Below are 21213 nucleotides of genomic sequence, written 5' to 3'. Positions count from 1 at the left end.
TATGCACTCTCTGAGCATCTTCGGCACCAGCAGTGATGCGGGCAAATCCACGCTTGCCTTTGCTCTGACCTATCTTTTACACCACAGAGGTTTGCATGTAGCCCCTTTCAAAGCACAGAATGTCTCGAACAATTCTCTTGTTACCGACATTGACAACGGTGAAATAGCCATTCCTCAGGCCTTTGCTGCAGAATCTATCGGGCTCAAAACTACCCCTCTTTTTAATCCCATACTTTTAAAATCAGGCGGAGCGAGCAGAGCCCACATGATTATCAACGGGAAAAGTGTCGGCGATACGGATGTCTGGAGCTATTACAAAGACATAAACCGGCTCAAACCCATCGTCAAAAAAGCATTTGCTTCTTTGCAAAAAGAGTATGACTGTATCATTGCCGAGGGGGCGGGCAGTCCGGTTGAGCTCAATCTGATGAGCAAAGACCTCTCAAACATCTATGTAGCCCAGGAATTTCAAACAAAGATAGTACTTGTCGCAGACATTCAAAGAGGCGGTGTTTTTGCCTCCATTTACGGAGTTTACAATCTTTTGCCGAAAAAACTGCGTAAAAATGTCATCGGTGTAATTGTCAATAAATTTCAGGGTGACATCTCTTTGTTTGATGAGGGGGTCCAAATCATTGAGAAAGATTTTGGCATCAAAGTTTTAGGTGTCGTTCCTTTTAAACCCTTTAATCTCGGCTTTGAAGACTCTGCTTCACTGATGGGCTACACACAGAACACTTCCAGGTCCATCATAAAAGTCGGTGTTGTCAAACTTCCGCACATCAGTAACTTTACCGATTTTGAGCCTCTTGTTGCGGATGCGGAAATTGAGCTGAACTTTATTGAGAGTGTGAATGAAGCAAAACATTATGACCTGCTCATCATTCCCGGAAGCAAGCGGGTTGTCGATGATTTGCTTTGGCTGAAAAAACGCGGTTTTGAAACTGTCTTAGATGACAAACAGAGACACGTCATAGCGATCTGTGGAGGTTATGAGATGCTGTTTGAGCAAATTCTTGACCCCGAGCATATAGAATCAGAAAAAGAAGTGACACAGGGATTTGGACGTTTTAAAGGAGATGTTGTTTTTCAAAAAGAAAAAATTGTACAAAAAGGCTGTTATAATCTCCAAGGCATTATGGTAGAAGGATATGAGATTCACAACGCTGTCGCCAAAAAACGTGCCAAAAAAAAGAAAAACCTCTACGGCACCTTTGTTCACGGGCTTTTTGAAAGCGATGCATTTCGCTATAAAGTTTTTCACAGACTCAACAAAAAGTACAAAGGTTATAATTTTAATGCATTTAAAAAAGAGACTATTGCCGACTTTGCCGAACATATCGCTTTACATGTAAACATAGACGCTATCCACAAGGCACTGGATGATACATAATATTTTCATCGCACTCTTTGCCTACCTCATCGACAGAAAATTCGGGGAGTTCTCCTTCATAAAACATCCTGTAATCGTTATAGGCGAGATTATCACTTTTTTTGAGGAAAAATTTTACAAGGACTCTGTAACACGCGGCTGTTTGTTAGTTCTGTTTGTGCTGGGAACTGTGAGTTTTTTCACTGTTTCACTTTATCTCTATCTGCAGCTTTTCGACACCTTTGCAAACATTCTCATCAGCTCCTTTATAGCCTCTATGTTTATCGCCCATAAGATGCTGCGAGACTCTGTACGGAATGTCTTACATGTAAAGAACAAAAAAGAGGCGATTGCCATGCTCGTATCACGCGATACACAGGATATGAGTGAAAGTGATGTCTATAAGGCAGCGATTGAGACCTATGCCGAAAACCTGAGTGACGGCGTTGTCGCCCCGCTCTTTTATCTGCTGCTGTTTAATCTGCCGGGTATTGTCATTTACAAAGCCGTTAACACCATGGACTCTATGGTCGGCTACAGAAATGAGAAATATGAAAAATTCGGCAAATGTGCGGCAAAACTTGATGATATCGCGAACTTCATTCCCTCAAGGCTGACGGCACTGCTCATTCTGTTCCTTGCAAAACAGAAAAACATTTTTGCCTTTTACACAGACGGAAAAAAGCACGAGAGCCCCAATGCAGGACATCCCATCACTGCCATGGCACTGGCTTTACATGTAAAGCTTGGCGGAGACACATCTTACTTTGGCAAACTCAAGAAAAAAGCGCATTTTGGCGAAGGCAAAACAAAAATAGAAAAAACAGATGTTCAAAATGCTTTGAAACTTCTCTAAAGCAAATCATTTACAGTAATTTTTGCTATAATTTACATCATGAAGCGAGAAACACTCAATAAAAAAACACAGATATCAAATGATATACTCTTCTATATATATACACATATTGATACCGACATCAATATGGATGAGCTGGCCCAGCAGTTTAACATCAGCAAAGTCTATATGCACAAGATCTACAAAGAGGTTTTCGGAAGAAATATTTATGAAAGCATCAAATCTATCAGGTTGCAAAAAGCCTCTTCTTTGCTGCTGACAAACAAATATTCCACTATCACCCAGATAGCCGCTTTATGCGGATACAGCTCACAGACCTCTTTCATCCGTGTTTTTAAAGAGAGATTTTCCATGACTCCTACGGCATGGAAAAAAGGCGGACACAAAGAGTACTCCCAAACTATTCTTGCAGAATCAAAAAAAGCAATCGCCTCCAATGCAAACTATAATAACATTGAAGCAACTATAGTCAATATGCCGCAAATCGAAGTTTACTATATGCGGCACAACGGCTACAATGACCAAATCAAACAAACCTGGCAGAAAGTGCAGACATGGACCTACAGCAACAATATTAAAGACTACGAGCATATTGCCCTTTTTCATGACAATCCTACGGTCACACACCTTGAAGAGTGCCAGTATGTCGCCTGCATAAAAGTCAATGATAAAAGCAAAATTGATTATGAAAGACTGCCAAAACTCAACATTGCAAAAGGTGTCTATGCCAAATTTGACATTACCGGTGCCGATGGAGATTTTTTACACTTTTTATACTGGGTTTACACAGAATGGCTTCCAAACAGCGAATACGAAACAACGACCCAACCACCCTACGCAATCTACAAAAAGAACAAATATCTCTCTGATGACAATCATTTTGATTTAAGCTTTTACCTCTCAATCAAGTTTTAGCACAAACCCTTTAAAACAGGTACATTCAGAATACTTTGTTTTTCAAAAGTAAAAATTCTGAATAAAAATTGAAGATATTTAGAATAATATTTGTGTATAAATAGATTAAAAATAGATAATTTTAACAATAAAACCTGTAAAGACTTAATCTTTTATTTTTATTAAAATACCGGCATGTTTTCAAATGTAGGTGGAAATCATTATCAAAATGATGATTTCTCAAATATTATGAAGGATTTTATTAAGGAGAATTAAAATGGCAAAAAGAACTATTACAGTGGCACGCGGGGACGGAATCGGTCCTGAGATTATGGATGCAAGCATCAGAGTACTTGATGCTGCCGGCGCAGATGTAGAATGGGAACACATTGATGTTGGAGAGAAAGTATACCTTGCAGGAAATACTTCAGGAATTACTGATGAAGCATGGGAGTCTATCAAAAAGAACAAAGTGCTTTTCAAGGCACCTATTACAACACCTCAGGGAGGCGGATACAAAAGTTTAAATGTAACTATCCGCAAAACACTTGGCTTGTATGCGAATGTTCGTCCGGCTATCTCTTATGATCCGTTTATACCTTCAAGATACCCGGGTATGAATGTTGTCACTATTCGTGAGAATGAAGAAGATTTATATGCAGGGATAGAGCACCAGCAAACACCGGAAGTAACACAGTGTCTTAAAATCATTACAAGACCGGGTTGTGAAAAAATATGCCAGTACGCATTTGAATATGCCAAAGCATACGGCAGAAAAAGAATTACATGTATGATCAAAGACAACATCATGAAAATAACAGACGGTCTTTTTGTAAAAGTATTTTACGAAACTGCCAAAAAATACCCTGAAATTCAGGCGGATGACTGGATTATAGACATCGGTATGGCAAAACTTGTTGATGCGCCTGAAGATTTCGACATGGTGTTAATGCCTAACCTTTACGGAGATGTTGCAACAGATATACTTGGACTTATGACTGGTTCTGTCGGGATTGCACCGGGTGCGAATGTTGGTGCCGATATAGCAATGTATGAAGCAATTCACGGTTCTGCACCGCGTCATGCCGGAAAGAACAAAGCAAATCCGTCAGGTCTTTTACTCTCCGGTGTGATGATGATGGTACAGGTAGGACAGCCTGAAGTAGCTCAAAAAGTACACAATGCCTGGTTGAAAACCATTGAAGACGGTATTGTGACATACGATCTTGCCAGAAAACTCAAAGCACAGGGAAAAGAACATACTGAAGTGGGAACAAAAGAGTTCGCTGATGCTGTCATTGAAAGACTGGGACAGGAGCCATCAACACTTGCTCCTGTAAGATATGACAAAGCGATTCAGATCAAAAAACCTGTTCTTTCAAATGTAAGAACTGAAAAAATGGATCTTATCGGTGTGGATATCTTTACAAGAGATGACTGTGATGCAAATACTATCGGTGACAAGCTGGTTGAGCTGGCAAAAGATACAGGTATGGCACTCAAAATGATCTCTAACCGTGGTCAGAAGGTCTACCCGAACGGTCACCCGGAAACTTTCCTGACAGACCACTGGAGATGCAGATACTATGCTAAAAACCAAGGGGATATCATAAGCAACAGTGATATTACAGATATGATGAACAGAATTGATGCAGCAGGCATAGAGGTTATCAAAACTGAAAACCTTTATATGCTTAACGGTGAACGCGCATACTCTTTAGGACAAGGCGAATAAAAACCGTACCTTTATCCCTCCTTTTTTAGGGGAAAAGGAGGGAAATACCACATAAAGATAAAGGTTTGTTTCGCTACACTACAGATAAAAATCTGAATCGAATTAATACCGCCTTTATGCAATAGGAGTTTAAAAAATGAATATCGATATAATTTTACAAAACATGTTAAATCCGCCTGTTTTATTCTTTTTTTTAGGAATGCTGGCCATTTTCTTAAAATCTGATTTAACTATTCCGCAGCCATTACCTAAACTGTTTTCTCTTTATTTGCTTATAGCAATTGGTTTGCACGGCGGACATGAACTTTCCCAAAGCGGACTCAGCACATACATCTTTAAAGCACTGCTTATTGCAGTAGTTATGTCCATGCTTGTTCCTGTATACAGCTTTTTTATCTTAAGAATGAAAATAGATGTTTACAATGCCATTGCCATTGCGGCGACTTTTGGGTCTATCAGTGCTGTTACTTTTATTACGGGGATTACCTATCTTGACACCATAGGTGTTGCACATGGCGGATTTATGGTTGCTTCTATGGCGCTTATGGAGTCTCCGGCTATTGTTATAGGTCTGGTCTTTGCAGCACTCTTTGCCAAAAGTCCTGACGCAGAAGATGAAAATACAAGTATAAAAGAAATTTTGCGGGAAGCTTTTTTAAACCCTTCTGTATTTTTGCTTATAGGCGCGCTTGCCATCGGGATATTGACAGGAGACAAAGGATGGCACTCTATGGAGCCGCTTTTTGGAACGCTCTTTAAAGGGATGCTTGCATTTTTCCTTCTTGACATGGGTCTTGTTGCAGCAAGAAAAATTCATGAACTGAAAAAAGTGGGTCTGTTTTTGATAGGATTTGCACTCATCATGCCGATGGTCAACGCCTCTGTAGCTGTAGCGGTAGCCTATTTCTTCGGAATTGAAAAAGGGGATGCTTTTCTTTTGGCACTGCTCAGTGCGAGTGCCTCTTACATCGCTGTTCCGGCAGCAATGAGACTCTCTGTACCTGAAGCAAATCCGGGAATATATCTTCCGCTCAGTCTGGCAGTTACCTTCCCATTCAATATTTCATTAGGTATACCGTTGTATTATTATATGATAACAACATTTTGGGGGTAAAAGATGAAAAAAATCGAAGTCATCATTGAGTCTGTTTACATAAAGAGACTCTTGAAAGTTTTTAAAAAGCACAAAGTAGACGGATATACTGTCATCAAAGATGTAGAAGGCTACGGGGGTCACGGTTTTCAGACAGCAGATGATGTCTCGGATGTGCTGAGCAATATTTTGGTCTTCAGTGTTTGTAAAAAAGAACTGCTGGAGAACATGCAAAAAGATCTTAAAAAGTTTTTGGAGACATACGGGGGAAAATGTATTGTCAGTGATGCTACATTACTGTAGAGAGTATTTAAACAAAGAAAGGGAAAAACAATGTCACAAATATCACGAAGAAACTTTTTAAAGAGTGCAGTAGTCGCCGGTGCCATGCCTTTAATGGCCGGCACCCAGACAGATTCGAAAAAAACACTGAAGTTTATACATGTAACCGATTCGCATATGGATTTGAGCGACAGTGACAGTGTCGAAGCGATGCAGCTGATGGCTCAATTTATCAACACAAACTACAAAGATTTGGATTTTGTTCTCTTTGGCGGTGACAACTTTAACAACAATGCGCCGCAAGACAGTGATGCATTGAAGTTCAAAGAGATTGCCGATACGCTCCACTGTCCATACTACACGGTAAGAGGAAACAAAGAATCTTTTCCAAGCGGCGACAAACAGATTAATCTTGAAGCATTTAAAAACATGTTCTGCAGTGCGAAAGAGTTACATGTAGAGGGGAAAGACTGGCTGATGCAAACAAAAGGCTACAATATTTTAGGGCTTGACAGCTGTATAGAAAACCACAACAACGGAGCCTATACAGAAGAGACAATCGCTTTTGCCCAAAAAATTCTCGACCAAAACAAACCGACAGTAATACTCAACCACCATCCCTATACAAATTACTGGGGCGGCACAGAAGAAAAAGATATTCATAAATATGTCCTGAACAACACGCAAGAGGTACAAAAAAAACTTTTTAAATATCCAAACCTGATTTTGACGCTTTCAGGACACAAACATATAGACTCTGTCAAAGAGCTTCAGGGGACAAGGGTTATTGTCACACGCGGATTTGTCCGTCCGCTTGACTTGGATATGTACCCGATGCGTTATGTTGAACTGAGCGGAAACACAATCAATGAAAAACTTATATATACAGCCTGATTTAGTCTCTATTAAGTAAGCTACCCTTATAATTAATATATAAATTAAAAAAGGCAGCTTATGACAAAATTCTCTACAATCGCTTTGACACTCATGGCGAGTTCAACAATTGCATTTGCAGGTGTTGAAGCACATTGGGACTACGCAAAACATGGTCCGCAAGACTGGGGACACTTCAGCGAAACTTGCAAAAAAGGCAAAGAACAGTCCCCTATAAATATAGAAACAGAAAATACACAGCAGTTAGACGAGAGTTACACGATTGAACTTTCCGAAGATTACAAAGGTATTTCCACTGTTGTTGATAACGGGCACTCTCTAAAGGTTACCCCGGTAGATGCAGGCTATATCTCACTGCACGGCAAAGACTACAAACTAAAACAGTTTCATTTTCATGGCATGAGCGAGCATACAATTGACGGCAGAAGATACAATGCAGTCGCGCACTTTGTTCATATGGCAAAAGACGGTTCAGTGGCAGTTGTGGCAGTAATGTTTGAAGTCGGAGAAGAAAATCCTGCTTTAGAAAAGATTTTACATGCAAAACACAAAATAGCCATAAATCCTAATGATTTGCTGCCTGAAGATACGGATCACTACTATCACTACAAAGGTTCATTTACCACACCACCCTGTACAGAGGGCGTAGAGTGGTATATTTTCAAAGATACTGTCAATATTTCAAAATCACAACTGGATGCTTTAAGAAAATACTACAGAAACAACGAAAGACCGACACAGCCTCTTAACAAAAGAGTTGTACAGACAAAATAAAACCTGCAGACATTTAGCCGAAATTAGCAAATTTTGCTAAATTTGGCTAAAATATTTTATGCAGATAACTATTAACGACTACAACTTACAAAACCTGGAAACATTTACACAGATCCTTAAAAAAGATGAAAGCACACTTATCAATGAAGCCCTTGAATTCTACTTTGAAGAACAGCAAAAAAAACTATTGGAGAAGAACCTTGCAGATGAAAATGCACTGACTAATCTTGATTATGACGAGTTCTGGGAGGGTGTGGATATTGACTAGAGAGTTTATAAAGGGGCAGAAAGAACAGTTTTTAAACTGCCCTTTCTAATTTTGTTAAAATACACCTGCGATTGAACGAGCAAGCGCTTTTTCAAGAACCGGACGTGCTTCGTCAAATTTTAAATTCATTTTGTTTGCAGTAGAGATGATACGTGTACGGTAAGTTTTCCATTTTACTTTTCCGCCTTTGATATCCTGTTGTACTTTTGTAGAACTTCCCTGTGCCAAAGATGCCTGTTGTGTCTGTGTGACAACTTCTCCGTCAAGCGGTCTCTCACGGATTTGTAAATCAGTGACCATAACATACACAGTATCTTCAACTAGAGCATCCCCAAGAAAACCAAGAGCAGCACCTGCCAAACCTACAGCAGCACTTGTACGTCCGCCACCGCCTAATGAGTATGATGTTGCAGCACCTAAAGCACCGCCGGTCAATGCAGCACCAAAACTAGAACCCATCATAGCTTTTGCTTCTCTCAAGTCACTTTTACCGACTTTTAAAATGTTTCCCTGAAGCATATATGTTGCTTTTTTAGGATCATTTGTTATTTTATAGCCTTTGGCTCTAAACTCGTTAGCGATTGCATTCTTAACATCGACCTGTTTGTCAGAAGTATTTCTCATATCAAAATAAATAACCTTTTCTTCCGGGCTCACAGGCTCCAAAAACACAGTTTCAGACATTTTTGTCTGTACATCAAGATTTCTCTTCTTCACGGCAGTCTTCATCGCACTACAACCACTAAACCCAACTAAAACCAACGCCATCAACGACGCTATGATAACACTTTTTTTCAACATATAACTATGCTCCTGTCATTAAAATAAGTTTTATTCTAACAGTAAAAACTTAAACTATCCAAAATATATTGAAACAAAAGAAAATATTTGTAATTTTTGTTACAATTAGAAAAAAGATTCTTATAATGCAAACATATAACATACTGACAAACACCATTGATACATTTCCTGAAGGAAAAGCCGATTTTTTACTTGCCGCAAGTGTCACAAAGACATGCGAGATAGACAACATTACCCAGGCCGGGATTCCGGGGATGATTCCGCTTACCCCTACACTTGACGCCGAATACATAAGTCATGAAAAAGTTTTCTCTTTGGGCGAACTTGCCGAAACACCGACAGGTGTCCCTACCCCTGCACTTATTACCCATGCAGTTCACAATCTGACACCTTTTAGCACTATAGAGATTTTGGATTTGGGTCTTGTTTCCCAGCCTAAAAACTGTATCACACACCATTTTGGCATCCACCCCTCCGAGGCAATAGACAAAGGTGCCGGTATCAATGCAAAAGAGGTATTCGCAAAAGGGATGCAGTTTGGAAAGTCCTATGAGCTTAAAGGAAATTATCTTATTTTAGGAGAGAGTACACCCGCGGGAACAACCACAGCGACTGCTTCGGCTTTGGCACTTGGCTTTGACTGCGCCGATGACTTTTCCTCAAGTTTCCTACATGTACCCGATGATATTAAAACACAAACGATAAACAAAGCCCTCTCTTTGCTTGACAATGATATGAACAATTTTGAAAAACTGGGTATCGTAAGTGACAATATGCTGCTTTTTTGTGCCGGATTTTTGCTTGAAGCCTCAAAAAGATTTCAAATCGTTTTAGCCGGCGGAACACAGATGGCAGCCTGTCTGTTAATCGCCGACAAACTCAAGGAAGATGTTTTGATGCGTGTAAAGCATGACAACATTACCCTTGCAACCACGCAGTGGGTCGCACAAGACAAAAATTCCGATATTGCCCATATTTTAGAGCAGTTAAGCTATGCACCACATGCCGTTTACACTACATTCAGTTTTGCAAATACCCAGATACCCATACTCAAAAAGTATGACGAGGGCGAAGCGAAAGAGGGCGTAGGTGCCGGGGCTTCTCTTACGTACGCCGTGCAAAGCAACATACAAAATCAGGAACTTTTGGAGCAGATTGAGTATTTAATCTATAGTATGTAATTCTGCAAAGGTTTTATTACGTTATAATACTTAAATTTTTTACTCTTAGGATTTTTTCATGTTTGCATCAGTAAGGTCAAAAGTCATTGTCTCCATTGTTGCCTTAAGTGTTCTCGGGCTTATCGGAATGTCTTATTATCTCTCCTTTACACTGCACAGCCTTTCAGATACTACCGCAAAAAAATCTTTGAAAATGCTCAGTCAGTCCATCTTTCAGACGATGACAACAAGCATGATGATGGGAGACCCGGAAGTGGTTCAGACTGCTTTTGAGAGTGCAAAAGGCATTGACGGCATAGAGGACTTGAAAATTGCAAAGTCAAAAGCTGTTATGGAAGTTTATGCACCAGATGAAACATATACGGCCGACCCTCTTGTGCAAGATGTATTGCAAAACAAAGAGACAAAAATTATCGAAAAGAATGAAAACGGGCACCATATTATCCGCATGATTAAACCTATGATAGCCGAAAAAAGATGCCTGCAGTGCCACTATAATGCAGAAGTCGGTTATGCACTCGGTGCCATGGATTTGACGATATCACTGGATAAAAATGATGAAGATATTGCACAGACGAACACAACACTTGTCATCTCTTTGATTCTGGGCAGTATTGCATTTAGTATGGTTGCCCTGCTCTTTTTCAGCCGTGAAATTTTTACACCGCTGAACAACCTCAAAGAGAGAATTGCAGATCTTGTGCGCGGGAACAAAGATTTAACAAAACGTCTTGCCTACAAAAAAGGCAATGAATTCGGAGAGACAGCCAATGAAGTAAATCATTTTATAGAAATGATTCAATCTACAGTAAATGAGGTGAAATCACTCGGCGAACAAAACAATGAAATAGCCTCTGAAATTGAGATCTCCTCCCACGTCATACGAAAAGGCGTACAGCAGGAGAGAGAGATTGTTTCCAAAACAAGCAAAAAAACAGAAGATATCCAAACTATTTTAGATGAGACCATAGAGGCAGCCACTGTTACCCAGGAAACCATCCTCAATGCCGAAAAAGAACTCGAAGAGGCACACAGCTCTTTGGCAAAACTCAACAGTGAAGTAGAACATTTTGTAGAGAGTGAAAACGAACTCTCAAGCGAACTTTTAGTCCTTAAAAATGATGCCGACCAGGTCAAGGACGTCCTCAATGTCATCAAAGAGATAGCCGAGCAGACAAACCTTTTAGCTCTCAACGCTGCCATAGAAGCGGCACGCGCAGGAGAACACGGGCGAGGATTTGCCGTCGTTGCCGATGAAGTCAGAAAGCTTGCAGAACGGACACAAAAAAGTCTGGCGGAGATAGACATCAGCGTCAGTACCATTGTACAGGCTATCAATGACGTCAGTGACAAGATGACAATCAATGCACAAAACATTGAAGCCCTTGTCAATATATCTGATGATGTGGAACAAAAAATCACGACAACATCGCAAGCGATGCAAATCTCCACACAGATGGCAAACAAATCAAAAGAAGACAGTGAAAAAATGTCGCAGAATATTCAGGAGATCATCACCTACATAGAAAAAATCGAAACACTCTCAACAGCCAACGGCACCAGTGTTGTAAGCATTGAAAATGATTTGCAAAAACTCGTACAGGTTGCCTCTTCTTTGCAAAAAACTATCGACGAATTTAAAAGCTAAGGACAGAACTCTCTAACGCGGCAAACGCCGGTGCCCTCTTTTGTGCACATAGTTCTTTTTAAAACACGACTGGCAGATACTGTACTTGGAATTTACCGGCAAAACCGTGCCACAGAGCTTGCAGCTTTGACTCAGCTGTGTCTGCCTGAGTGTCTCTTCTATATATTTGTTCAAAACACCCCTGTAGGCTCTTGCCTTGTTTTCATCTACAAAGTAGTCATTAAAACGGTAACTCAGCCACAGATACAGCGAAATCTCTTTGACCATATCTTCAGCGCGCAACAGCTCTTCGGAGGTTTGTGCATACGAACCTGTCAGTTTTGGCGCATGATAATAAACCGGCTCCTTTTTCTCCAAAGCATTGATGTAGCGCTCATAGGCACTGATGATATAGGCTGATTTTAGCGTCAGCGGCGCGCAGGCAAGATGATACTTTGTCGCAATATCCAGATCATAACTGTCAACAATGCGGGAAGCCTCCAGCATATCATCAAGCGAAGCCGCATAAAAAGGTCCGTCAAAGACCATATTTTTGATAAAAAAGCGCAAAATTTCTTCCAAAGAGTTTTCTTCCAAAATCGTACTGACAAGTTTTATATGTTCCAAATTTGCCATTACTTTAAAGGGCACTTTTATCTCTTTTGCCGGCTTGGTGAAATTTTTCTTGACTACATGTAAAGCATCCCCGTGCAGAGCCCCGACATAGCCCTTTTCATGCAAACCGTAACGCCCTGCCCTTCCTGCAATCTGCTGTACCTCCGAAGGAAAGAGACTGCGTTGGATTATCCCGTCAAATTTTTCGGCTTTTGAAAAAAGCACCGTTTTTATGGGCAGATTCATCCCCATCGCTATGGCATCGGTGGCAACAAGTACCTGCGTTTCGCCTTCTCGAAAACGTCTGGCTTCTTCCCGTCTTACCTCAGGCGAAAGATTGCCGTAGACAACACTCACTTCAAAATCTTTGGAAAAATTCTGCTTCAGCCGCAGAACATCTTTACGACTAAAAGCGATAATCGCCGTGCCTGCCTCCACATCTTTTGGATGTGTCGGTTTTTCCAAAAGTTCCAAAGGATTTTTCCTCTCAAACTCCCGTATCTCCAGCTCTTCACCCAGATACTCTGCCAAAGCGACAATCGCTTCTTTGACATTTGGCGAACCTGTCATAATGACCTCTTTTGCAGGTGCACCTATAATGGCATTTGCCCATGCCCAGCCGCGGTCACGGTCATCTATCATCTGCACTTCATCTATGACACAGACATCCACATCTACATCATAATTCATCATCTCAATTGTAGAACTGATATGCGTCGCTTCATCATCCAGGATCTGCTCCTCACCGGTAATTAGGGAGCTTTCAATGCCCTGTGCTTTGAGCGTTTCATAACCTTCGAGTGCCAGAAGCCGCAAAGGCGCCAGATAGTAGCCTGTATCTGCCTCTTTGAGATGCTCCATCGCCTCATAGGTTTTGCCACTGTTTGTAGGACCGATGTGCAGTATAAGTTTTCTCTGCATACTGCGCGCAATGGGAAAGAGATTTTTAAAATCACGAATAGTCCGTGCAAGCAGTGCTTCACGCTGTTTTTTTATCAGTTCGTCATGAATAGAATGCAAAAAACGCCGTGTTATTTTTCTGTGAATTTTAGGCGTTATATTCAAGGTCTGAGGAAGCAGTTCAAAAAGATACTCATAGACTCTCGCATGCAGCTCTTCTTGGCTAAAATGCAAAAGCTGGGCATACTCTTCACACTCTTTTACCAAAGCATCGAGGGTGAGTAAAAATTCATCTTCGTGCTCTTTTTTGACCTCTGCCAAAATAGCATCAAAATTAAACCTTTTCGCATTCCATATCTCTTCTAAAAGTCCTTCAAGCTCTACATGTAACTCCAGTTTATAAGAGATTTTCTGCTCACTGTAGGGGAGACAAAGCTGCTCATTGACACGAATCAGCACCTCTTCTTCATGAAGTTCCACTCCCTCGGCCTCTATTTTAGACTTGACAATTTTTTTTAAAAGTTTCTGTGATATCAGCGGATAGCTCACTTTTGATTTTGGAGGCGAAGCCCGCAGTGCATCTAAAATTTCCTTGGTACTCAAATAGGCATGCGGATATTTCAAATTGCTTAAAAAATTATTAATATTCTCCTGCTTTTGTTCCACAACCGTAACTTTGTCCTGCCCTATCTTTTGCACAATCGCATCAAAATCCGTTGTTTCAAGGTATTCATACGCATAGGGTTTTGTTTTGAGTGTCAAAATCTTGTGAAAATGCTGTTCGTAGAGTTCGTACTTCAGCGAGGCATTAAATTCAAAGCAGTCATCCAGATCAAAAAGTCCCTCAAGTTCACGTTCTAATCTCTCTTTTTTCATCTCAAAACGGATATGACGCAAAGATGATTCCATTTTTTCTATGGTTATTTTTTTGCTTCTTACATGTAAATAGGCTTCTCGCAGACGCACAGCCTCTTCCTGGCTTACATCAAGTTCTTCCAAAAGTGCGTTAATTTTGTCTTCTCTGTCAAAAACAACTTCTTTTTTTGGCTTCTCAGACTTGTACACCCGTCCGTCACTCTCAAAAAAGTTCAATATATCATGGCGCATACCGCTGTCTGCCTCGCTCCAAATCATTCGGAGTGTTTTTACCATCAGCGTTTTGTTATGCTCTATATCATATATACCCAGTGTTGCAAAAAGCTCACTGAGGGTTTTACCCTCCACCCGTTCAATCCCCACATCAAAGGGGTCATCATCAAAATATTTTCTAATTCTCTGGTTAATTTTACTGTTTTTTTTATTTTTTCTTGCCATAAAAGAGATTATAACACAAGTTTAGCAGCTTTATGGCTCAAAAGCCTGACAGCCCGCACTGAAGTATCGCTTCCAAAATAAATACATAACCTCCTAGGAATCGGTACTTCAGTGCCGACTGTTGCAACATCTCTGCCACTCTCAGCCCGCACTGCAGAAAAAAATTTAGTTTTTTTCTAAGTCATACTTTAGCATAGAAAGTACGGGTTCCGAAAAATGCCTAATCTTACTGCTTCAATAAAATATAAAAAATCTGTTATATAATGACCGCATGAATTATCCTGATGAATGGACGCAAAAAGAGTTTTTGCAAAATAAGAAAAAACTGGAACAAGAAGGTGTGGATGTCGTGCTTGTTGACACTGTTTTAGCACCCATAGAAAAAGCAGACACAGTAACCTACAATCCTTATGAACTTAAACAATACCCCAAAGGGAGTGTCTTTGTTTTTTACTGCGATTCCGGCAAGGCGACACTTGATCGGCTCAAAGAGTACAAAGAAAAATTTCCGAATCACCACTGTATTTCCCTTAAAGGCGGTCGAGGATACTGGAGAAAAAATATGATGCTACTGGATGAAAACGATGCATAAACATATCAACGAATTTATAAAATGCCTCGAAGAAGAGCGTTATTATGATGCTCATGAAGCATTGGAAGCAGCCTGGTTTCCCCGACGTTTCGAAAAAGACAAAGAGGTCAAACTGCTCAAAGGCTTCATCAATGCCGCTGTCAGTTTTGAGCTGGTAAAGCGAGGCAGGGAAAAACAGAGCAAAAAGGTCTGGGCAAATTACCTCAAATACAGACCTTTTCTTTTTGAAATAGACTCACAATATCAAAACAGTTATTATCAGCTTTCACGGCTTGTGGAAACTATAAAGCCTAAGAGTCGGCACTGAAGTACCGATTCCGGTATCTTCCAGAGATTAGCCTGTGCAGCTTTTCGGAACCCGTACTTTCTATGCGAAAGCATGACTTGTGAGAAAAACTAAATTTTTTTCTGCGGTGCGGGCTGAGGGTGGCAGGAAAGTTGCAACAGTCGGTACTGAAGTACCGATTCCGGTATCTTCCAAAGATGAGCCTGTGCAGCTTTTTCGGAACCCGTACTTCAGTGCGGGCGAGCGTGGCGGGACAGCTGCTCCCCTTTGTGCTGCCTTACAGCCATAAAAAGCAAAAATGCTCCAAATGCCATCAGACTTGAGGTTAAAAAGAGATATTTCGGATAATACTCATACACATATCCGGCAATAAGCGCTCCGCTGAGTCCTCCAAAACCGTAAGTTATTCCGGAAAAAAACTGCTGAGAGAGACTTTTGTGTCTGTAGCGCTGAAACAGATAGCTGATCGCGGCTGTATGAAACAGGGCAAAACTCAGAGCATGCAGGGCCTGGGAGAAAAACAGTATCGCCAAATTCTCAGGAAATGCAAAAACTAAAAACCAACGCAGTACCGTTGCCAGCGCCGTAAAGCGTAACAGGTTGAGTAAATTTCCCTGCAACAGTCCCCCTTGAAAGAAAAACATCCCTACTTCAATAAGTACGCCAAAACTCCACAAATAGATTGTCATATCCAAACTGATACCGTGATCCGTTTCATAAATGGTAAAAAAGTTATAAAAGGAGCCAAAGCTCATCTGCACCAGAACAAGTCCGCCCCAGAGTTGCCAGTCTTTGAAGATATCTATATCATTAGAGATACTTTTCTCTTTTACATAACTGGTGTCAGGCGCGCGGCAAAGCACCAAATAGGCTACAAAAGCAGTCAAAAGGCTCAAAACAAACAAAAAATCCAAGGCAACATAGGCCGAACTTAAAAACCTGACCAGCACAAGCGCAACAATGATAAAGCCCACAGAACCAAATAGCCGTACTTTTCCGTAACGCTCTTTACCGATGGTATGCAAAGAGATAACCTCCACAAAAGGCAGCATCAGGCTCATACCCAATCCAAGAAATATGTTTGAAAGCAGCAAGGCATAAAAGTGTTCCAAGGAGAGATAAAAAGAGAGCGTACTTGCAATAACGGTCAATAATGAAAATTTAAAAACAGCAGCATTGAGCGTCAGTCCACGCAAAAACAAAAAAGGCAGAATAAAACGCACCAAAGGGGATGCCGCAAAAATAATCCCTATCTCGCTTGCATCATAGCCGACACCGCTGAGAATTTTTGGCAAAAATATAATGTATATTCCCACTATGGAAAAATAAAAATAGTAAAAAAGAGATAACAGAGCAAACATAAACTTCCTTATCACAAATTATAGCAATAATCCAATAAAGATATGCTACAATATTTTCAACAAATAAAGGAGAGAGCTAAAATGGAACGAACATTAGGCGAAAACGATTTTATTGTTTCTAAAACAGATACAAAAGGTCGACTGACCTATGTCAATAAGATCTTTATTGACTTAGCGGAATATACAGAAGAAGAACTCCTTGGAAAACCTCATAACATTGTCCGTCATCCGGATATGCCAAAGGCAATTTTTAAACTTTTATGGGATAGAGTTCAGGCAAAAGAAGAGATTTTTGCCTATGTCATCAACAGTACAAAAAACAATAACTCCTACTGGGTCTACGCCAATGTCACACCCTCTTTGGATGAACGCGGCAATACCGTAGGATACTACTCTGTAAGAAGAAAGCCAAACCCTGAAGCACTTGAGATTATCAAACCGCTCTATGCACAGATGCTTCAGGCAGAAAGAAGCGGCGGTATGGACGCAAGTATGAAAATTTTAACAGATTTATTAAACCAGGAAGGAGTCAGCTATGATGAGTATATCATCTCTCTTCAAAAATAACCAGGCTTTATTGCTTTTTGTAACACTTTTAGGCGTTGGTATCTACAGCCTGCTGAGTGCAAGTTACATTGTAGGCGGGCTTGTTTTGCTTATAGCAATTGTGGCGCTCTTTATTCCGGGAGAAACAGCTTCAAAAAGTTCTACCGTTATGGACAAACTCGAAGAGATTTTAGTACAGGCTGCGCAGGGAAAACTCGAAGGACGCATTACACACATTCCAAATGACAACTCTCATAATGCTAAAATTGCCTGGGCGCTCAACGATATGCTTGACCAGGTAGAAGCATTTATGCGTGATATCGCAACAACGATAGAGTGCGCATCAGCCGGAAAAACCTACAGACACACCTATCCGCAAGGACTGCAGGGGCTGTTTCATACTACCGCCGCTCAAGTCAATACAGCCATAGAGGCAATCGCAAGCGGATACAGAAGAAAACTGCAGGCCGAACTCTCTTCTAAGTTTTCAACACTTGGCGGAGGTATAGGACAGGGGCTTTCTATCATCCAGTCAGACCTAACAACTTCTTCCGGTGAAGCAGAAGACATTGTTCATGTTTCCGAACAAACGGCAGAAAAAGCTTCGGGAAGTCTTAACAGTGTTCTTGAAATAGGACAAAGACTGGGCTCTCTTGTGGAGCTTATATCTTCTTCGCATGAAGGTATTGTAAACCTTGAAGGGCGTTCACGGGATATTTCAGAGGTTGTAGGTCTCATCAAAGATATTGCAGACCAAACCAATCTGCTTGCACTCAACGCAGCCATAGAAGCAGCCCGTGCGGGTGAACACGGACGCGGTTTTGCCGTAGTTGCCGATGAGGTCAGAAAACTTGCAGAACGCACCCAAAAAGCAACAACAGAAATAGAAATCAACATTTCCACTCTTCAGCAAGAGGCAAACGATATGCGAACAAACTCTGATGAGATTACAAACATAGCACAGGAGTCAAGCGACGTTATTCATGAATTTGAAAATACCTTTAGTGAACTCAATGAGCTTGCCAATGCAGCGCACACAACAGCTATCGGTATTCAAAACCGTCTCTTTACTACACTTGTCAAGGTTGACCATATTTTATTTAAATCAAATGCGTACTCAGCTGTACTCAACGAAGATGCAAGCAAAGAGTTTCCGGATCACAAACACTGTAGAATGGGACAATGGTATTTCAGTACAGGCAAAGAACGCTTTGGAAACACTTCTGCCTTTAAGAAAATGGATGCACCGCATGCGACTGTGCATGATGCAGTGGCCAAAAACATGGTTTTTGTCAAAGAACACAGTGTTCTCAAAGCAGATCATCCTAAGATAATAGTGGAAAATTTCAGAAGAATGGAAGATGCTTCGCATGAACTTTTTAAAGATTTAAATCTCATGCTAAAAGAGTATGAAGAAACAAGGTAATTTATCGCTATTTACCTAACATTTACTTATAATAAATATAATTCTATATCTCAATTATGTTTTTCCCCTTTCATAAGAGAGATATTTACTCCTATAAATTTTTAAAACAGCCGAGTTTTCCCCCTTTTTTACTCTCGGCTGTTTTTCCTCCCTTTAAGCCCATTCAAAAAAGAAATATGATATTATTCCTCATTATGTATTTAACGAAAAATAAAAAAGTAACTTTTATTCACACTATTACAAAGAAACTCTCCCAATTTTCAGAGATAAACAGTGTTGTGCTCTTTGGCTCTTTTTTATCTTCCCAAAATCCAAATGATATTGATATTGCGGTCATACAAAACTCAGATGACAACTTTTTAACGCTTTCTCTAAAATACAGAAAGGTATTGCGTGAAATTTCAAAAATCATTCCTATAGATATAATTCCCATTAAAGAGGATGCAAAAGGTGTCTTCTTGGATGAAATTTATAAAGGAAAAGTTGTTTATGAAAGATGAGACAAAGAAATGGCTTGTTTTTGCAGAAGAAAATTTTCAATCAGCTAAGATTTTATTAAAAAGTCATCTCTATAATCCATCCCTGCAAAACACACAGCAAGCAATAGAAAAATATATAAAAGCATATTTAATTGAATATGGAATAAAGTTACAAAAAACACATAGTATATTATCTCTCAATGAAAAACCTAAAAAAGAGAATGTATTATTAACTATTACAGAAGATGAGATTGACCTGATAGACACTATTTATCTTTCATCCAAATATCCTTTTGGTTCAGTACTGCCTGATTTTGAACCAAATGAAAAAATTACCCTACAGTGTATCCAAATAGCGCAACAGGTTCAAGTTGATATTAAGAAATATCTCTCTTAGCAAATGAAAATTATACTGACAACTTTAAATTCACGCTTTACACACAGTGCCATAGGGCTTCGCTATTTGTATGCAAATATGCAGGAACTCCAACAGGACACGACTATACTCGAATTCAGCATCAATGATGCCATCCAGACGATTGCAGAGAAACTCCTTTTCTCGCAGCCTGACATTATAGGCATAGGCGTGTATATCTGGAATGCCAAAGAGGTGCATGAACTTATTCACATCCTGAAAAAAGTTTCACCCCAGACACTTGTAATTCTCGGAGGTCCCGAAGTGAGCTACCTGCCTTTTCGTGTCAACTTTGATGATGCCGATTACATCATACAGGGCGAAGGTGATCTGGCTTTTTACCGGCTGTGCAAAAATATTCAGGAAGAGCGTCCTGCCGAGAAAATCATAAAAATGACCTTGCCCGATCTCAAAGCTATTCAGCTTCCTTACATGTACTACACAGACGAGGACATAAAGAACCGTTATATTTATGTGGAAATATCAAGAGGCTGTCCTTTTGAATGTGAATTTTGCCTCTCTTCCATGGATGAAAAAGTACGTGCCTTTGATCTTGATGCAGTCTTGACAGAATTTGAGAAGCTCTGGGAACGGGGAGCGAGAAATTTTAAATTTGTTGACAGAACCTTTAATCTCAACATGAAAGCGGCAAACAAAATCTTGGACTTTTTTTTAGAAAAAGAGCCGCCCTATTTTGCCCATTTTGAAGTTATTCCCGACCATTTTCCCCTCTCTTTGCGGGAAAAAATAAAACGTTTTCCTCACGGTGCGCTGCAGCTTGAAATCGGCATACAGACACTCAATCCAAAAATTGCAAACAATATCTCCAGACAACTCAAACTCGACAAAATAAAAGACAACATCCGCTTTTTGCAAAATGAGACAACGGCACATATTCATCTTGATCTGATAGTCGGATTACCGGGGGAGAGTTTGCAGAGCTTTGGACGCAACCTTGATGAGCTGATGCGCATCAGCAGCTGTGAAATCCAGATAGGCATCCTGAAAAAACTCTCCGGCACGCACATCAGCCGTCACGACAGGGAAGAGGGCATGGTTTACAGCGACATTCCGCCCTATGATATTTTAAAAAACAACAAACTCAGCTTCAACGATATACAGATTATGAAACGCTTTGCACGCTTTTGGGATTTGTATTACAACAGCGGAAATTTCAAAACAACGCTCCCGCTGTTATGGCAGGAAGAAAGTGTGTATGAAAACTTTTATGCTTTTGGACTCTGGATTTACGAACAGACAGATTCGACATGGAAAATCTCTCTGCAAAGACAGGGCGAACTGCTTTTTTCCTATTTACATGTAAAGAAAAAGATAACCGAAGAGGAAATCGCAGAGTATATGCTTCAGGATATGATGAAGTTAAAAGGCAGAGCAATCCCCGCATACCTCAAGCCCTATGCAAAAGAGTTTCACCCAGAGGCAAAAATGGGAACTTCCGGATTTAACAAAAGGCAGGTTCAGGCTTTTGCACCCTGACAGTC

Annotated in this window: 21 protein-coding genes; 18 read left to right on the top strand and 3 right to left on the bottom strand. The window is 40.4% G+C overall.

What is annotated here, in order from left to right; translation table 11 throughout:
• Position 1: 1 nt before the first annotated feature.
• The 9 genes from MLC35_RS00430 to MLC35_RS00390 all read left to right on the top strand — a co-directional run bounded on the left by MLC35_RS00430 (position 2) and on the right by MLC35_RS00390 (position 8168).
• Entirely contained in the window at positions 2–1393 is a 1392-nt protein-coding gene (locus tag MLC35_RS00430; protein ID WP_418640883.1) for a cobyric acid synthase, read from the top strand.
• A complete protein-coding gene (gene cbiB / locus MLC35_RS00425) occupies positions 1383–2228 on the top strand; it encodes an adenosylcobinamide-phosphate synthase CbiB (RefSeq protein ID WP_418640882.1) in 846 nt (281 codons plus the stop codon). Before MLC35_RS00430 ends, cbiB begins: the two co-directional genes overlap by 11 nt.
• Positions 2229–2267: 39 nt before the next feature.
• Positions 2268–3143, top strand: a complete 876-nt coding sequence (locus MLC35_RS00420; RefSeq protein WP_151901388.1) for an AraC family transcriptional regulator — start codon at positions 2268–2270, stop codon at positions 3141–3143.
• A 256-nt stretch (positions 3144–3399) separates the two neighbouring features.
• Positions 3400–4857 carry an NADP-dependent isocitrate dehydrogenase gene (locus tag MLC35_RS00415; protein WP_434637201.1) on the top strand — a complete coding sequence of 486 codons (1458 nt, stop codon included), beginning with the start codon at positions 3400–3402 and terminating at the stop codon, positions 4855–4857.
• A 136-nt stretch (positions 4858–4993) separates the two neighbouring features.
• Positions 4994–5971, top strand: coding sequence for a sodium-dependent bicarbonate transport family permease (locus MLC35_RS00410; RefSeq protein WP_151901390.1), 978 nt, complete (start codon positions 4994–4996; stop codon positions 5969–5971).
• A gap of 3 nt (positions 5972–5974) precedes the next feature.
• Positions 5975–6253 (top strand): P-II family nitrogen regulator, encoded by a 279-nt coding sequence (locus tag MLC35_RS00405; protein WP_151901391.1) that lies wholly within the window; start codon positions 5975–5977, stop codon positions 6251–6253.
• Between the two features lie 30 nt (positions 6254–6283).
• Entirely contained in the window at positions 6284–7126 is an 843-nt protein-coding gene (locus MLC35_RS00400) for a metallophosphoesterase (RefSeq protein WP_434637199.1), read from the top strand.
• 60 nt (positions 7127–7186) lie between these two features.
• Positions 7187–7900 (top strand): carbonic anhydrase, encoded by a 714-nt coding sequence (locus MLC35_RS00395; protein ID WP_418640878.1) that lies wholly within the window; start codon positions 7187–7189, stop codon positions 7898–7900.
• Between the two features lie 58 nt (positions 7901–7958).
• Positions 7959–8168: a hypothetical protein gene (locus tag MLC35_RS00390; protein WP_418640877.1), complete on the top strand. Its 210-nt coding sequence runs from the start codon at positions 7959–7961 to the stop codon at positions 8166–8168.
• 54 nt (positions 8169–8222) lie between these two features.
• Here the strand turns inward: MLC35_RS00390 and MLC35_RS00385 are convergent, their stop codons facing one another.
• Positions 8223–8969, bottom strand: coding sequence for a complement resistance protein TraT (locus MLC35_RS00385; RefSeq protein ID WP_418640876.1), 747 nt, complete (start codon positions 8967–8969; stop codon positions 8223–8225).
• A gap of 125 nt (positions 8970–9094) precedes the next feature.
• Here MLC35_RS00385 and MLC35_RS00380 point away from each other — a divergent pair, with 125 nt between their 5' ends.
• Together MLC35_RS00380 and MLC35_RS00375 are read left to right on the top strand one after the other, a co-directional pair.
• Positions 9095–10150 (top strand): nicotinate-nucleotide--dimethylbenzimidazole phosphoribosyltransferase, encoded by a 1056-nt coding sequence (locus tag MLC35_RS00380; protein ID WP_434637196.1) that lies wholly within the window; start codon positions 9095–9097, stop codon positions 10148–10150.
• Positions 10151–10208: 58 nt separating this feature from the next.
• Positions 10209–11798 carry a methyl-accepting chemotaxis protein gene (locus MLC35_RS00375; protein ID WP_346389108.1) on the top strand — a complete coding sequence of 530 codons (1590 nt, stop codon included), beginning with the start codon at positions 10209–10211 and terminating at the stop codon, positions 11796–11798.
• Between the two features lie 12 nt (positions 11799–11810).
• Here the strand turns inward: MLC35_RS00375 and MLC35_RS00370 are convergent, their stop codons facing one another.
• Positions 11811–14606 carry an SUV3 C-terminal domain-containing protein gene (locus MLC35_RS00370; RefSeq protein ID WP_434637194.1) on the bottom strand — a complete coding sequence of 932 codons (2796 nt, stop codon included), beginning with the start codon at positions 14604–14606 and terminating at the stop codon, positions 11811–11813.
• 271 nt (positions 14607–14877) lie between these two features.
• Here MLC35_RS00370 and MLC35_RS00365 point away from each other — a divergent pair, with 271 nt between their 5' ends.
• Positions 14878–15198 (top strand): hypothetical protein, encoded by a 321-nt coding sequence (locus MLC35_RS00365; protein ID WP_151901398.1) that lies wholly within the window; start codon positions 14878–14880, stop codon positions 15196–15198.
• Positions 15191–15505, top strand: coding sequence for a DUF309 domain-containing protein (locus MLC35_RS00360; protein WP_151901564.1), 315 nt, complete (start codon positions 15191–15193; stop codon positions 15503–15505). Before MLC35_RS00365 ends, MLC35_RS00360 begins: the two co-directional genes overlap by 8 nt.
• Before the next feature lie 209 nt (positions 15506–15714).
• Here MLC35_RS00360 and MLC35_RS00355 read toward each other — a convergent pair whose 3' ends face one another.
• On the bottom strand, positions 15715–16845 hold the full coding sequence (locus tag MLC35_RS00355) for an MFS transporter (protein WP_418640873.1): 1131 nt from the start codon (positions 16843–16845) through the stop codon (positions 15715–15717).
• An 81-nt stretch (positions 16846–16926) separates the two neighbouring features.
• On the opposite strand from MLC35_RS00355, the gene MLC35_RS00350 reads away from it, so the two are divergent.
• From MLC35_RS00350 to MLC35_RS00330, 5 genes are all read left to right on the top strand, one after another.
• Positions 16927–17412, top strand: coding sequence for a PAS domain-containing protein (locus MLC35_RS00350; RefSeq protein ID WP_418640872.1), 486 nt, complete (start codon positions 16927–16929; stop codon positions 17410–17412).
• Positions 17381–18817 carry a methyl-accepting chemotaxis protein gene (locus MLC35_RS00345; RefSeq protein WP_434637192.1) on the top strand — a complete coding sequence of 479 codons (1437 nt, stop codon included), beginning with the start codon at positions 17381–17383 and terminating at the stop codon, positions 18815–18817. Before MLC35_RS00350 ends, MLC35_RS00345 begins: the two co-directional genes overlap by 32 nt.
• A gap of 176 nt (positions 18818–18993) precedes the next feature.
• Entirely contained in the window at positions 18994–19317 is a 324-nt protein-coding gene (locus MLC35_RS00340) for a nucleotidyltransferase domain-containing protein (RefSeq protein ID WP_230973278.1), read from the top strand.
• Entirely contained in the window at positions 19307–19693 is a 387-nt protein-coding gene (locus MLC35_RS00335; protein WP_346389103.1) for a HEPN domain-containing protein, read from the top strand. The genes MLC35_RS00340 and MLC35_RS00335 overlap by 11 nt, the downstream gene beginning before the upstream one ends.
• Positions 19694–19696: 3 nt before the next feature.
• Positions 19697–21208 (top strand): B12-binding domain-containing radical SAM protein, encoded by a 1512-nt coding sequence (locus MLC35_RS00330; RefSeq protein WP_346389102.1) that lies wholly within the window; start codon positions 19697–19699, stop codon positions 21206–21208.
• Positions 21209–21213 lie beyond the last annotated feature (5 nt).

The organism is Sulfurimonas sp. NW7 (assembly GCF_051132265.1).
GTDB classification, from domain to species: domain Bacteria; phylum Campylobacterota; class Campylobacteria; order Campylobacterales; family Sulfurimonadaceae; genus Sulfurimonas; species Sulfurimonas hydrogeniphila.
The sequence above is the reverse complement of the archived record's forward strand: the minus strand, read 5'-3'. Positions and strand labels throughout refer to the sequence as shown.

Coding starts and splice junctions, on each gene's coding strand:
- MLC35_RS00430 (WP_418640883.1), top strand. CDS start 2: ATGCACTCTCTGAGCATCTTCGGCACCAGCAGTGATGCGGGCAAATCC.
- cbiB (WP_418640882.1), top strand. CDS start 1,383: ATGATACATAATATTTTCATCGCACTCTTTGCCTACCTCATCGACAGA.
- MLC35_RS00420 (WP_151901388.1), top strand. CDS start 2,268: ATGAAGCGAGAAACACTCAATAAAAAAACACAGATATCAAATGATATA.
- MLC35_RS00415 (WP_434637201.1), top strand. CDS start 3,400: ATGGCAAAAAGAACTATTACAGTGGCACGCGGGGACGGAATCGGTCCT.
- MLC35_RS00410 (WP_151901390.1), top strand. CDS start 4,994: ATGAATATCGATATAATTTTACAAAACATGTTAAATCCGCCTGTTTTA.
- MLC35_RS00405 (WP_151901391.1), top strand. CDS start 5,975: ATGAAAAAAATCGAAGTCATCATTGAGTCTGTTTACATAAAGAGACTC.
- MLC35_RS00400 (WP_434637199.1), top strand. CDS start 6,284: ATGTCACAAATATCACGAAGAAACTTTTTAAAGAGTGCAGTAGTCGCC.
- MLC35_RS00395 (WP_418640878.1), top strand. CDS start 7,187: ATGACAAAATTCTCTACAATCGCTTTGACACTCATGGCGAGTTCAACA.
- MLC35_RS00390 (WP_418640877.1), top strand. CDS start 7,959: ATGCAGATAACTATTAACGACTACAACTTACAAAACCTGGAAACATTT.
- MLC35_RS00385 (WP_418640876.1), bottom strand. CDS start 8,969: ATGTTGAAAAAAAGTGTTATCATAGCGTCGTTGATGGCGTTGGTTTTA.
- MLC35_RS00380 (WP_434637196.1), top strand. CDS start 9,095: ATGCAAACATATAACATACTGACAAACACCATTGATACATTTCCTGAA.
- MLC35_RS00375 (WP_346389108.1), top strand. CDS start 10,209: ATGTTTGCATCAGTAAGGTCAAAAGTCATTGTCTCCATTGTTGCCTTA.
- MLC35_RS00370 (WP_434637194.1), bottom strand. CDS start 14,606: ATGGCAAGAAAAAATAAAAAAAACAGTAAAATTAACCAGAGAATTAGA.
- MLC35_RS00365 (WP_151901398.1), top strand. CDS start 14,878: ATGAATTATCCTGATGAATGGACGCAAAAAGAGTTTTTGCAAAATAAG.
- MLC35_RS00360 (WP_151901564.1), top strand. CDS start 15,191: ATGCATAAACATATCAACGAATTTATAAAATGCCTCGAAGAAGAGCGT.
- MLC35_RS00355 (WP_418640873.1), bottom strand. CDS start 16,845: ATGTTTGCTCTGTTATCTCTTTTTTACTATTTTTATTTTTCCATAGTG.
- MLC35_RS00350 (WP_418640872.1), top strand. CDS start 16,927: ATGGAACGAACATTAGGCGAAAACGATTTTATTGTTTCTAAAACAGAT.
- MLC35_RS00345 (WP_434637192.1), top strand. CDS start 17,381: ATGATGAGTATATCATCTCTCTTCAAAAATAACCAGGCTTTATTGCTT.
- MLC35_RS00340 (WP_230973278.1), top strand. CDS start 18,994: ATGATATTATTCCTCATTATGTATTTAACGAAAAATAAAAAAGTAACT.
- MLC35_RS00335 (WP_346389103.1), top strand. CDS start 19,307: ATGAAAGATGAGACAAAGAAATGGCTTGTTTTTGCAGAAGAAAATTTT.
- MLC35_RS00330 (WP_346389102.1), top strand. CDS start 19,697: ATGAAAATTATACTGACAACTTTAAATTCACGCTTTACACACAGTGCC.